This window comes from Pseudomonas sp. Tri1 (genome assembly GCF_017968885.1).
GTDB lineage: Bacteria > Pseudomonadota > Gammaproteobacteria > Pseudomonadales > Pseudomonadaceae > Aquipseudomonas.
The window spans coordinates 5,444,079-5,455,849 of the sequence record NZ_CP072913.1 but is presented as its reverse complement, the minus strand read 5'-3'; the positions used below and the strand labels follow the sequence as shown (position 1 = coordinate 5,455,849).

Annotated in this window: 13 protein-coding genes; 6 read left to right on the top strand and 7 right to left on the bottom strand. The window is 60.1% G+C overall.

Annotation, left to right across the window (positions count from 1 at the left end):
• Positions 1–468: 468 nt before the first annotated feature.
• Positions 469–969, top strand: coding sequence for a hypothetical protein (locus J9870_RS23675; RefSeq protein ID WP_348772628.1), 501 nt, complete (start codon positions 469–471; stop codon positions 967–969).
• A gap of 377 nt (positions 970–1,346) precedes the next feature.
• Entirely contained in the window at positions 1,347–1,706 is a 360-nt protein-coding gene (locus tag J9870_RS23670; RefSeq protein WP_210640612.1) for a DUF6124 family protein, read from the top strand.
• Between the two features lie 222 nt (positions 1,707–1,928).
• On the opposite strand, the gene J9870_RS23665 is transcribed toward J9870_RS23670, so the two are convergent.
• The 3 genes from J9870_RS23665 to J9870_RS23655 all read right to left on the bottom strand — a co-directional run bounded on the left by J9870_RS23665 (position 1,929) and on the right by J9870_RS23655 (position 4,373).
• Positions 1,929–3,002, bottom strand: a complete 1,074-nt coding sequence (locus tag J9870_RS23665) for a hypothetical protein (protein ID WP_210640610.1) — start codon at positions 3,000–3,002, stop codon at positions 1,929–1,931.
• Between the two features lie 271 nt (positions 3,003–3,273).
• Complete coding sequence (locus J9870_RS23660) at positions 3,274–3,780, bottom strand: L,D-transpeptidase family protein (protein WP_135847018.1); 507 nt, start codon at positions 3,778–3,780, stop codon at positions 3,274–3,276.
• Positions 3,781–3,821: 41 nt separating this feature from the next.
• The gene (locus J9870_RS23655; protein ID WP_210640609.1) at positions 3,822–4,373 is read right to left on the bottom strand and encodes an NUDIX hydrolase; all 552 of its coding nucleotides are present in this window, start codon (positions 4,371–4,373) and stop codon (positions 3,822–3,824) included.
• Positions 4,374–4,518: 145 nt separating this feature from the next.
• Between J9870_RS23655 and J9870_RS23650 the strand changes: the two genes are divergently transcribed.
• The 3 genes from J9870_RS23650 to J9870_RS23640 are packed head-to-tail and all read left to right on the top strand — an operon-like array spanning position 4,519 to position 5,865.
• Positions 4,519–5,118, top strand: a complete 600-nt coding sequence (locus tag J9870_RS23650) for a CoA pyrophosphatase (protein WP_135847016.1) — start codon at positions 4,519–4,521, stop codon at positions 5,116–5,118.
• Between the two features lie 16 nt (positions 5,119–5,134).
• Complete coding sequence (locus J9870_RS23645) at positions 5,135–5,659, top strand: gamma carbonic anhydrase family protein (protein WP_210640607.1); 525 nt, start codon at positions 5,135–5,137, stop codon at positions 5,657–5,659.
• Positions 5,656–5,865, top strand: a complete 210-nt coding sequence (locus tag J9870_RS23640; protein ID WP_210640605.1) for a DUF1289 domain-containing protein — start codon at positions 5,656–5,658, stop codon at positions 5,863–5,865. The genes J9870_RS23645 and J9870_RS23640 overlap by 4 nt, the downstream gene beginning before the upstream one ends.
• Positions 5,866–5,927: 62 nt before the next feature.
• Here the strand turns inward: J9870_RS23640 and J9870_RS23635 are convergent, their stop codons facing one another.
• Positions 5,928–6,572, bottom strand: a complete 645-nt coding sequence (locus J9870_RS23635) for a Pr6Pr family membrane protein (RefSeq protein ID WP_210640603.1) — start codon at positions 6,570–6,572, stop codon at positions 5,928–5,930.
• A gap of 9 nt (positions 6,573–6,581) precedes the next feature.
• Positions 6,582–6,812 carry a VF530 family protein gene (locus J9870_RS23630; RefSeq protein WP_135847012.1) on the bottom strand — a complete coding sequence of 77 codons (231 nt, stop codon included), beginning with the start codon at positions 6,810–6,812 and terminating at the stop codon, positions 6,582–6,584.
• Positions 6,813–7,333: 521 nt separating this feature from the next.
• Between J9870_RS23630 and J9870_RS23625 the strand changes: the two genes are divergently transcribed.
• Positions 7,334–9,748: a glucose/quinate/shikimate family membrane-bound PQQ-dependent dehydrogenase gene (locus tag J9870_RS23625; RefSeq protein ID WP_210640602.1), complete on the top strand. Its 2,415-nt coding sequence runs from the start codon at positions 7,334–7,336 to the stop codon at positions 9,746–9,748.
• A gap of 122 nt (positions 9,749–9,870) precedes the next feature.
• On the opposite strand, the gene purT is transcribed toward J9870_RS23625, so the two are convergent.
• Both purT and J9870_RS23615 read right to left on the bottom strand, forming a co-directional pair.
• Complete coding sequence (gene purT / locus J9870_RS23620; protein WP_210640600.1) at positions 9,871–11,052, bottom strand: formate-dependent phosphoribosylglycinamide formyltransferase; 1,182 nt, start codon at positions 11,050–11,052, stop codon at positions 9,871–9,873.
• Between the two features lie 102 nt (positions 11,053–11,154).
• Positions 11,155–11,622 carry a VUT family protein gene (locus tag J9870_RS23615; RefSeq protein ID WP_210640598.1) on the bottom strand — a complete coding sequence of 156 codons (468 nt, stop codon included), beginning with the start codon at positions 11,620–11,622 and terminating at the stop codon, positions 11,155–11,157.
• Positions 11,623–11,771 lie beyond the last annotated feature (149 nt).

Sequence of the window (11,771 nt, the reverse complement as noted above, 5' to 3'; positions counted from 1 at the left end):
CGCGGTCCCACCAAGAACCAGGTCGGCTGTCAGGCCGCCTCGCGGTGGACGTTGATCTCAGGCGCCCCGTTAACCACTATGGCCGAACGCAGGCATTGTGGAGTGGGCATCCCGGCATGGATGCCGGGATAGCCGCGCTGGACCATGGATGGTCCTTCGCGGCGGGCCCACGGAGCAATGCCGGAGTGAGGGCATGCCGAGCCTAAGCGAGGCACCGAGTGGTGGGGCAGAAGCGCTTTGGTTACTTTCGACTGGGCCGGCTTCCGGGCTTTTCGAAAGTGACCCGCCGTCAGGGCGGAACCCTAAGTGGCCGTTACCGCAGCAATGGATATGTACCCAATTCAAACCAAAAAAAGCCTATCTGGGATTTTGTCTGAAACATCCTTGATCAAGTGGACGGTCTGTCAGACGCACCGAAGTTTCTGACAAGCTTTTAAGGTTGTCCCTCGGAAGCGGGGACTTCAGCCTTTGGATACCGCTGTCGATGCGGCAGTTTTCAAATTATCAAGGAATCAAATGGAGAAGGTTGTGAACAGCCCAGGCCTCTTGTTTGCTCTCGATACGTTGGTCAAAAAACCATTAAATAGAGCAAATGATGCGGCACTTGTGAATGCAGCGAATGCTGTCTGGTATTCCCATTCGGACTTGATAAATGCGGCTCAGGTTTTCTTGAGCCAGCACACTGATGAACTCGAGATTCGTCGCGCAGGTTATTTACTCGAACGCTTCACCCGTTTTTCATGCGTAACGGATATCCGCGTGTCGGAAGTCTTTAAGGCTCTTGACCTGTTCTTGCGTTCGGCGCCCAAACAAGAAGTGACTCCACAAACCGCTGCTACGCTTCGCAAACGCCGCGATGAACTCGCTCTCTCTTGGGGACTGAATGAAGGTCTTGGCTTGAAGGTGCAAACCCTCTTGCCTTTTCAAACTCGGCATTATGAGGCTGAGCAGCGCGCAGCGTTTGTGTAAACCCAAATGTCATCATCGAAAACCGGCTTAGGCCGGTTTTTTGTTGTGCGAATGATCATCCCTTGGTCTGTCAGACGCCCCGAAGTTTCCGACATGTTTTTAAGGTTGTCCCTCGGAAGCGAGGGCTCTAGCCTTTGGGTGTCGCTGCCAATTCAGCGACCGGATTTGACCGTCCGAACTCACAAGACGCACCAGCGCACCAGGCCCTATTTCAGGCGTTTTTCTTTCGTCTGAGGTATCGTGTCGCGGCGGCTGTGCGCGGGACGTCTTCGGACGTGCCGGTTTCCTTGTGAATCGGTCGGTCAACCCGCGTACAGCTGCCACTTTTTTGTTTGACCGCGAAATGGTGGTGGCTCCATCAACACAAGGAGCTGCACATGATCAAAGAAACCCCCAACCCTCCAAAACCCGCTTCCACCTTCCCCTACGGCGACTACGCCCCCGACAAGCTGAAAGAAGCCGCCGACCGTGCAATGGACCATTACCTAAAGCCTGACGACAGCGAACCAGAACCCCAACCCTCGATGCAATTGTTCACCGTATCAGACAACGTCGATACCGAAGCCCTGCTAGCCAACCTCAGTGAAACCCTGGCCTCGGCCAATGCGATGCTCAGCGACCTTGCTTTCGACCTGGAAGGCTCGCGGCGGCACATGTTGTTGGGAGTGGCGCAGATAATTGAATTAGGGACGTTGTTGGCGAACAAGGCTTTGGACCGGGTAGAGCTTCGGACCTGATGCAGTAAGTGCTGGCCTCATCGCGAGCAAGCTCGCTCCCACAAGGGACGGGGTGTCGACCACAAGTTCTGTGAACACCACAAATCCACTGTGGAAGCGAGCCTGCTCGCGATAAATCGAAAGACGAATACAACAATCCCGGCAGAGCACTGAACCTGTGGCGAGCAAGCCTCAAGTGACAGCATCAGCCACTCTGCCGGGCAGATGGCATGGGTTTGAAAATTACTGGTGGATGTTTTCGAGCCGGCAAGCTTCTTTCTCGATGCCAATGCACTCGACCGGTTCACTCACGCCTTTCTCGAAGCGGCGTGCATTCATCAACAGGCCTCCCTTGATACCGCCGATGAACGCGAAGGCACCTTCACGGGAACCAGCGTTACGTACCGACAAATCCACCGCCACGACATTGGGCCTGACCTCATACACCCAAGCGCCGTTTGTTGATTCCTGGGTTGCCCAGAGCTTGGCTTCGCTATAGTCGCGAAATGCCAAAACAACCGATTTGGCCTCGGGAGATTCCGGACGCCTCACCGATCTCAAATTCGCCGGCAAAGAGTTCCAGCTCCGTAATCCATGGGCAAGCGCATCGGCGCCCTGCACGGGGTTGATCGTCGTGGAGCCGATTGCCCAGAGGGATTGCTTGGTCGTTACCCATGTCAGCCCCACTGGAGGCGTCAGCCGGTTCCAGTTAATGGAAATCGCGGCGATGTCCTGCATCGACTCGCGGCCGGTGGGTTCTCGGTAGTTTGGGTTCGGCCTGCATTTGGAAAGATCGTCTTTGTGGCAGGCCTGCTTGATGAAGTGCGCCTTGACCCCGCCTGGGAAGCTGATTTCCTGCTCTTTTGGAAACGGCCCTCCCGATGTCACCTGATCGACTCCGTGGGGAGCGGTGAACTCGTACACCCACTCGATGGCGTAGTGTTGGGCCCAGATCAGGCTGCGCGTTGTGCTGCTGAACACCGACCCCGCGCTTGCGCTTGCGTGGTTGAACCAGTCATATTTCCATTCGCTTTCGGGGATATCCACGGCTTTGGGCAACAGCCCTTTCTCGAAGGCACCGAGGCCTTGACCTGTCGTATCCCCCCGGTAGAGCGTGTCCATGTCGGTACGCCAGCGCAACGAGGGCGTGGTTTTGTGGATATCCACGCTTGGATCCGCCGTGACCTGAAGCCAGGCGGTATACCACTGCTCCTGTTTTTCATCGGCCCCCCACGCGTTGGAGCCCGACTGCCACACACACGCGCACGCTACCGCGACGACAGCTGTCGCCCGGGTAAAACCGTTATGAGTTGTCATGATTTGATGTCTCATCTGGAACGGTGAAGCCCTGTCGAATCACATACGTCATGACTACCTATGCTTCGACGTGACACGTCTCACTTTGAATTCTGCGGGGCGACCTACTGGGCAGAGCCTCGACCCACCGCATCAGTTCTGAGAGTAGATCAAGGCTGGGGGAGGGATTACGTTGCGGTGCCTGGACTTGTAACAAAAGGCTGATAGCCACCGACTTCTGTGGCGAGGGGATTTATCCCCTCGCCACAGGGAACTCATGTGTGGTCGGGTGCTACGGGCGGATCTCGATCATCGTCCCATCCGGCACCAGGTTCCAAACCTCGCGCATGTCCACATTGCGCATGGCAATGCAGCCATCGGTCCAATCCAGCGTGTGGAACAGCTGCTCGGGGTTTTCTTCCGAATCCGGGGTGCCGTGGATCATGATCATGCCCCCCGGTTCCACGCCTTCACGGCGGGCGCGGGCGGAGTCGCTGATGTTGGGGTAGGAGATGTGCATCGACAGGTAGAAACGGTCGCTGGTCTTGCGCCAGTCGATCCAGTAGAAACCCTCGGGAGTGCGCTTGTCGCCTTCGATCAGCTTGGGGCCTTTCTTGGCGCCCTTGCCCAGGGAGATGCGATAGGTCTTGAGCGGTTTGCCGTCGTTGATCAATTGCAATTGATGGGCGGACTTGAGCACCAGCACTTTTTCGATGGTTTTGCCGTTGTAGGTTCCCAACGCAGAGGCCTGGGACACAGCGGTGAACGACAAGCAGAACAGGACAAGCAACCAGCGCATTGAAACGATATCCCTAGAGGTGTCGCGGCTATATTGATTTTTTATGTATTGGCAGGCTGAGCCAGCGGCGGGATCGATTCGGATCGCACCGGGTAATCCTCGGCTCGTCGGTCCGCGTAGAAATATTCCAAGGTGCGGCCCACCGTGCGGAACGCCAGTTCATCCCAGGGAATCTCCGCTTCTTCGAACAGTTTCACTTCCAGGCTCTCGGGGCCGGCGGCGAAATCCTCGTCTACCAGCTCGGCGCGGAAGAATACATGCACTTGGCTGATGTGCGGTACGTCGATCAGCGTATAAATGCTCAAATTTCGCACGCGGGCGCAGGCTTCTTCGGCGGTTTCGCGCACGGCAGCCTGTTCGACCGTTTCGCCGTTCTCCATGAAGCCCGCCGGCAGGGTCCAGTAACCGCGCCGTGGCTCGATGGCGCGTCGGCACAACAAGACTTTGCTGCCCCAGGTCGGCACGCAACCGGCGACGATGTTGGGGTTCTGGTAATGGATGGTGTGGCAGGTGTCGCAGACAAAGCGCAGGCGCGAGTCGCCTTCGGGTATGCGCTGGGTCACCGGGTTACCGCACTGGCTGCAGAATTTCATGCTTGGATTCCTGAATGCTGCGCCTATCTTGGCGTGCGAGGGCGGGGTCGGCAAGTTGTCGTTTCGCGACACGACGCGGTGCGGGGGTTGGGCACCTTGCTCGATTGGTGCATGATGCAAGGTAGCGAATGAATCGAGAAGTCTCATGCTGGACGAGCTACTGCATCGAGTAAGCAACCATACCCCGCGAACCCTGGAGACCGACCGACGTTTCCCTGAAGCGGCGGTGCTGGTGCCGATTACCCGCAGTGACGAACCGGAACTGGTCCTGACCCTGCGCGCCAGCGGTCTCTCGACCCATGGCGGCGAAGTGGCGTTCCCCGGCGGGCGCCGCGACCCGGAAGATCCGGACCTGATTTTCACCGCCCTGCGCGAAGCCGAGGAAGAAATCGGCCTGCCCCCCGGCCTGGTGGAAGTGATCGGTCCCCTCAGCCCGCTGATCTCACTGCACGGCATCAAGGTCACGCCTTATGTCGGGGTGATTCCCGATTACGTCGAGTACCAGGCCAACGATGCCGAGATCGCCGCAGTGTTCAGCGTGCCGCTGGAGTTTTTCCGCAAGGATCCCCGTGAGCACACGCACCGCATCGATTACCAGGGTTGCAGCTGGTACGTGCCCAGCTATCGCTTTGGCGAATACAAGATCTGGGGCCTGACGGCGATCATGGTGGTCGAGCTGGTGAACCTGTTGTACGACGCTGGCATCGATCTGCACACACCGCCCAAGAGTTTCATCAATACCTGAAGCCCCGAGGATTCCCATGAAATACCGCCTGGGCGATGCCCGTGTCGAAACCCACCCACAAAGCTGGGTCGCGCCCAACGCCACGCTGGTGGGCAAGGTCCGCCTCGAAGAGGGCGCCAGTGTCTGGTTCAACGCCGTACTGCGTGGCGACAATGAACTGATCCTGATCGGCAAGCACAGCAACGTGCAGGACGGCACGGTGATGCACACCGACATGGGCTACCCGCTGACCATCGGCACTGGCGTGACCATCGGCCACAACGCCATGCTCCACGGCTGCACGGTGGGCGACTACAGCCTCATTGGCATCAACGCGGTGATTCTCAACGGGGCGAAGATCGGCAAGAACTGCATCATCGGCGCCAACGCGCTGATCGGCGAAAACAAGGAGATCCCCGACGGTTCCCTGGTGATGGGCTCACCTGGCAAGGTGGTGCGGGAATTGACCGAGGCTCAGAAAAAAATGCTCGAGGCCAGCGCGGCCCACTACGTCCACAACGCGCAGCGCTATGCCCGCGACCTCGCTGAGCAAGAACAATGAATGCCCCCGAACGCCCGGTGCCTTCGCCCTGCGTGAACATCTGCGCGCTGGACGATGACGACATCTGTACCGGCTGCCAGCGCACCGTGGCGGAAATCACCCGTTGGAGCCGGATGGACAACGAGGAGCGGCGCAGCGTCTTGGCGTTGTGTCATGAGCGGGCCAAGAGCAGTGGGTTGGTGTGGATGTTGCCGGCCAGACGCTGATGTCCATTTGTGAACACAACCTCCTGTGGGAGCGAGCTCCCACAGTGGATCAGCGATTTGGCTTAACTGAGGCGTCGGCCCAACCACCGATCAACCCCCATCACCGCCAACGCAATCCCGATAAACCCCACCAATATCCCCCCGGCATTGATGAACACCTGTGGATAACCCAGGGTCGCTACGTCGATGAAAGGGTAGGGGTAGGCCGCCAATAAGTCCCCGCGTAGCAGCAGATAGGCGAAATACACCAAGGGGTAGATCACCCATAGCCCGATGTGGCCCAGGCGCAAGGTGCCTTTGGGCACGTACAGCCACCAATAGGCGAGGTACAGCAGCGGCATCACATCGTGCAGCAACTCGTCGGCCACGAACTGCCAGCCCTCGGGTTGCCACAGGTGCCGCAACAGCAGGTTATAGGCCAGACTGACCAGGGCGATGCTCACGGCGATGCCGCTGCGTACGCCAGGCTGCAGGAACCAGCGCCGCGCCGCAGATTCGCGAGGGGTCAGTTCCCAGGTCAACACCACCGCCACCAAGATGTTGGTCAATACCGTGAAGAAGCTGAAGAAGTTCACCAGCCCGCCCAGCAGGCTCGCCCCCAGTTCCCATCGGCCCAACAGAATCAGGTACAGCTGGACGCTCAAACCCGTCCAGCCGAGCAGCGCCGCCACCGCCACGAGCCGTGCGGGAGGAAGACGCAGATCCATGCCCACCGCTCAGACTGGCCGCTTGGTGCGCATCAACTTGATGTACAGGCGCTCGACTTTTTCCCGCGCCCACGGCGTCTTGCGCAGGAAGGTCAGGCTCGACTTGATGCTCGGGTCGCTCTTGAAGCAACGGATATCGATGCGCTCGGCCAGGCCCGACCATTCGTAGTGTTGCACCAGGGCGTTGAGGATCTGCTCCAGCGTCACGCCGTGCAGCGGGTTGTTGTTCGGTTCGTTCATGGCAGGCCTTTGCGCGAATAGGGATAAAACCGCGCACCTTAGCCGAGGTGCCCTCGTGGTGGAAGCATAGCCTTCATAGGCTCGTCTCAAGGCCAGGATCGTGCCTGGCACACTGTTACCAAAACCGAAATGATCCATGTCAGCAAAAGCGCTTTCTCTATTGATAACAGGCCATTATCCTTGCGCGGCCTGCTGAAACGCTTCTGCTGTTGTGGTGAAGCTTCTGCGCTCGGCTCATTCCCAGTCAAATATCAACGAAAGCCCGATGTTCGGATTCTGAAAGACAGCGCTGTCTTCGAGTGTATGACGAACTGGTTTTCTGTGGGAGCGAGCTTGCTCGCGATAGCGATTGCACATCCAGCATTGAAGCCAACTGATACACAGCCATCGCGAGCAAGCTCGCTCCCACAAGGGATCGTGGCAACGAATTGCCTATTGCAACTGAACCATGCCCCCGCAAGATCGTCATCTACAGTGACTACTTGCGCGGGACTCCTTAAAACGTCACGGAGAATCACACTATGAGCACTGAGGGTGCTTTGAGTCGAAGCCGTCTGCTACCGAGCCTGCTCGGCATTCTGCTTCTATTGATGGGCCTGGCCCTGTTGGCCGGGGGAGTCAAGCTGAGCACGCTTGGCGGCTCGTGGTATTACCTGCTGGCCGGTATCGGCCTGGCGCTGACCGGTGTGCTGCTGATCATGGCCCGTCGCGCAGCCCTGGGCCTGTACGCGCTGGTGCTGTTCGCCAGCACCGTGTGGGCGTTGTGGGAAGTGGGCCTGGACTGGTGGCAACTGGTGCCGCGCCTGGCGCTGCTGTTTGCCTTGGGCATCGTCATGCTGCTGCCATGGTTCCGCCGCCCGTTGTTGACCGCCGATGCCCCGGCCATGGGAACCCGCGCATTGGGCGCCGCCGTGGTCATCGCCGGTATTGCCGCACTGGCCAGCCAGTTCACCAACCCGGGCGAGATCAAGGGCCAACTGGACCGCGACAGCGTGCCGGGCATGGCCAACACCGCACCGACGATGCCCGATGGCGACTGGAATTCCTACGGCCGCAGCGCCCATGGCGACCGTTATTCGCCGCTGGCGCAGATCACCCCCGAGAACGTCAGCAAACTGGTGCCGGCCTGGACCTATCGAACCGGCGACCTGCCAGGGCCGAACGACCCGGGTGAGACCACTGCGGAAAACACCCCGCTGAAGGTCAACGGCATGCTCTACGTGTGCACGCCCCACAGCCAGGTGATTGCCCTGGAGCCGGAAACCGGCAAGGAAATCTGGCGTTTCGATCCGAAGCTTTCCACGCAAAAAGCGGAAAACTTCAAAGGTTGGGCCCACATGACCTGCCGTGGCGTGACCTATCACGATGACGCCGTCTACGCCTCGGCCGAACAGAGCCCTACCGGCACCGCCAGCGCCACACCGGCCAGCAGTGTGTGCCCACGGCGGATTTTCCTGCCAACCGCCGACACCCGCCTGATCGCCCTCAACGCCGACACCGGCAAGATGTGCGAAGACTTCGGCGACAAAGGCCAGGTCGACCTGACCGCCAATATCGGTGGTTTCACGGCGGGTGGTTACTACTCGACGTCGCCACCGGCAGTCACCCAAAACCTGGTAGTGATCGGCGGTCACGTCACCGATAACGTTTCCACCGACGAGCCAAGCGGTGTGATCCGCGCCTACGACGTGCACACCGGCAAGCTGGTGTGGAACTGGGACAGCGGCAAACCGGACGACACCACGCCGATTGCCGAAGGCCAGACCTACACCCGCAACTCGCCGAACATGTGGTCCATGTTCAGCGTCGATGAAAAACTCGGCATGCTCTACCTGCCGATGGGCAACCAGACCCCCGACCAGTTCGGTGGTAATCGCACGCCGGAATCGGAGAAATACTCCGCCGGCCTGACCGCCCTGGACATCGCTACCGGCAAGGTGCGCTGGTACTTCCAGTTCACTCACCACGATCTGTGGGACATGGACGTCGGCGGTCAACCGACCCTGATGGACATGAAGACTGCCGACGGTGTGAAGCCGGCTGTGTTGGCTTCCACCAAGCAAGGCAGCATCTACGTGCTTGACCGTAGTAACGGCCAGCCGATCATCCCGATCAAGGAAATCCCGGTGCCACAAGGCGCGGTGGAAGGCGATCACACCTCGCCGACCCAACCGATGTCTGACCTGAACCTGGTGCCGCCGGTCCTCAAGGAGCGGGACATGTGGGGCGTGACCCCGTTCGACCAGATGCTGTGCCGGATCGACTTCAAGTCGCTGCGCTATGAGGGCATGTTCACCCCACCGTCGTTGCAGGGTTCGATCGTTTACCCGGGCAACTTCGGCGTGTTCGACTGGGGCGGCATTTCGGTCGACCCGCTGCGCCAGATCGCCTTCGTCAACCCGAGCTACATGGCGTTCAAGTCCAGGCTCGTACCGGCGGCAGAAGTGGCCGGTGGGCCGGGGCGCAAGAGCGAAACCGAAGGCGTGCAGCCGAACAAGGGCGCACCGTATGGCGTGATCCTCGAAGCGTTACTCTCGCCCATGGGCCTGCCTTGCCAGGCTCCGGCCTGGGGTTATGTCGCCGCAGTCGACCTGACCAACAACAAAATCCTGTGGAAGCACAAGAACGGCACCGTGCGTGACAGCTCGCCGGTACCAATCCCGCTGAGCATGGGCGTACCGAGCCTGGGCGGCACCTTCACCACCGCCAGCGGCCTGGCGTTCCTCAGCGGCACCCTCGACCAGTACCTGCGTGCCTATGACGTGAAAAACGGCAAGCAACTGTGGGAAGGCCGCCTGCCTGCCGGCGCTCAGACCACGCCGATGACCTACACCGGCAAGGACGGCAAGCAATACGTGCTGGTCGTCGCCGGTGGTCATGGTTCCTTGGGCACCAAGCAGGGTGATTATGTGATTGCGTACAAGCTGCCGGATTAAGCAAAACCGGCGCTCATGAAAAAGGCGACACCTTTGCGGGTGTCGCCTTTTTTTGCGCCAATTTCACTCAGGTTGAGGTTGCACCCGGCTTTGTGGCGAGGGGACTTATTCCGCCCCAGGTTTTACAACTCGATCTTGACGGCCTGGGACGCCCGGGTCGCCTTGGCGCGGGCAGCGTCGATGGATTCGTCACGGGCCAGGGCCACGCCCAGGCGGCGCTGGCCGTTGACTTCCGGTTTGCCGAACAGGCGCAGGGCGGTGTCCGGTTCGCTCAGGGCGGCGCCGAGGTTGGCAAAGGCGGTCTGGGTCGACTGGCCTTCCACCAGGATCACCGCCGAGGCCGATGGGCCGAACTGGCGGATCAGCGGGATCGGCAGGCCGAGGATGGCGCGGGCGTGCAGGGCGAACTGCGACAGATCCTGGGAAATCAACGTCACCAGCCCGGTGTCGTGGGGGCGCGGCGAGACTTCGCTGAACCACACCTGATCACCCTTGATGAACAGCTCGACGCCAAACAGGCCGCGACCACCCAGGGCCTCGGTCACCGCCTTGGCCACGCGCTCGGATTCGGCCAGGGCCGCCGGGCTCATCGCCTGTGGCTGCCAGGACTCCTGATAGTCGCCTTTTTCCTGACGGTGGCCGACCGGCGCGCAGAAGGTGGTGCCGCCGACATGGCGCACGGTGAGCAGGGTGATCTCATAGTCGAAATCGATGAAGCCTTCGATGATCACCCGGCCCTTGCCGGCACGGCCGCCTTCCTGGGCGTAGTCCCAGGCTTTCTGCACGTCATCGGCACTGCGCAGCAGGCTCTGGCCTTTGCCCGACGAACTCATCACAGGCTTGACCACGCAGGGGAAACCCAGGGTTTCGACGGCTTTGCGGTAGTCTTCGACGGTGTCGGCGAAGAAGTACGGCGAAGTCGGCAGGCCCAGCTCTTCGGCGGCCAGGCGCCGAATGCCTTCGCGGTTCATGGTCAACTGCGCGGCACGGGCGGTAGGGATCACGGTGAAGCCTTCGGCTTCCAGTTCCACCAGGGTAGCGGTGGCGATGGCTTCGATTTCCGGCACGATGAAATGCGGCTTCTCGGCCTCGATCACCGCACGCAGGGCGGCACCGTCGAGCATATTGATCACATGGCTGCGGTGGGCCACTTGCATGGCCGGCGCGTTGGCATAGCGATCCACGGCAATCACTTCAACGCCCAGGCGCTGCAGCTCGATTACCACTTCCTTGCCCAGCTCACCGCTGCCACACAACAAAACGCGGGTCGCGGTGGGCGACAATGGAGTTCCGATACGGGTCATCTGAAGGTCCTCAAACAGGAGCGGATCATCGCGGGTTGCGCGCCGGGCGTGCTTCCCATAGGGAGAAAGCGCGGCATTTTACATGAACCACGGGGTTTGGCTTCAGCCGGCGACGGTTTGCTTGCGTAAACGCCAGGCCATGATCAGCCAGACCACCGTGACCCCGGCGAACTTCGAGGCCAGGGCAGTGACCACCACGGGCGGCGTCAGGGCGTCGATCAGACCGAAGAAGATAAAGGTGTCCAGGGGAATGCTCAGGGCTGAACTTATCCACAGCCGATCGTGCAGCGGACGCTTGGTGATGGTGAACACCAGCCAGTCGATGCACTCGGACACTGCGAACGCCGTGGCGCTGGCCAGGGCGATGGTCGGATCCGAGGTGAGGTAGGACAACACCAGCGCCGCCAACATCGCCACGATGGCGCCATGGCCGAAGCGGGTCTGCACCATGTCCCGCAGGATAAACACCAGGCCACCCCAGGCCGACCAGATGATGTCCAGGTGTGGCGCGGCGGAGAACGCGAAGTTGATCAGCACGACGCTGGCGATGTAGGCGAGCAGGAAAAGCATGGGGGTGGGGTACCTGGTGAGATGTTTGATCAAGACATTAAAGGACAGCGATTGCCCTGTGGTGAGGAGATTCAACTCTGGCGAGGAAATTTATCCCTGCTGGGCTGCGAAGCAGCCCAAAACCAGACAACTCGGTAGATCAGATAGAG

Bases quoted from the DNA above. Each gene is read 5' to 3' on its own strand.
- J9870_RS23625 (WP_210640602.1), top strand. From the start codon at position 7,334: ATGAGCACTGAGGGTGCTTTGAGTCGAAGCCGTCTGCTACCGAGCCTG.
- J9870_RS23630 (WP_135847012.1), bottom strand. From the start codon at position 6,812: ATGAACGAACCGAACAACAACCCGCTGCACGGCGTGACGCTGGAGCAG.
- J9870_RS23650 (WP_135847016.1), top strand. From the start codon at position 4,519: ATGCTGGACGAGCTACTGCATCGAGTAAGCAACCATACCCCGCGAACC.
- purT (WP_210640600.1), bottom strand. From the start codon at position 11,052: ATGACCCGTATCGGAACTCCATTGTCGCCCACCGCGACCCGCGTTTTG.
- J9870_RS23645 (WP_210640607.1), top strand. From the start codon at position 5,135: ATGAAATACCGCCTGGGCGATGCCCGTGTCGAAACCCACCCACAAAGC.
- J9870_RS23615 (WP_210640598.1), bottom strand. From the start codon at position 11,622: ATGCTTTTCCTGCTCGCCTACATCGCCAGCGTCGTGCTGATCAACTTC.
- J9870_RS23655 (WP_210640609.1), bottom strand. From the start codon at position 4,373: ATGAAATTCTGCAGCCAGTGCGGTAACCCGGTGACCCAGCGCATACCC.
- J9870_RS23640 (WP_210640605.1), top strand. From the start codon at position 5,656: ATGAATGCCCCCGAACGCCCGGTGCCTTCGCCCTGCGTGAACATCTGC.
- J9870_RS23635 (WP_210640603.1), bottom strand. From the start codon at position 6,572: ATGGATCTGCGTCTTCCTCCCGCACGGCTCGTGGCGGTGGCGGCGCTG.
- J9870_RS23665 (WP_210640610.1), bottom strand. From the start codon at position 3,002: ATGACAACTCATAACGGTTTTACCCGGGCGACAGCTGTCGTCGCGGTA.
- J9870_RS23670 (WP_210640612.1), top strand. From the start codon at position 1,347: ATGATCAAAGAAACCCCCAACCCTCCAAAACCCGCTTCCACCTTCCCC.
- J9870_RS23660 (WP_135847018.1), bottom strand. From the start codon at position 3,780: ATGCGCTGGTTGCTTGTCCTGTTCTGCTTGTCGTTCACCGCTGTGTCC.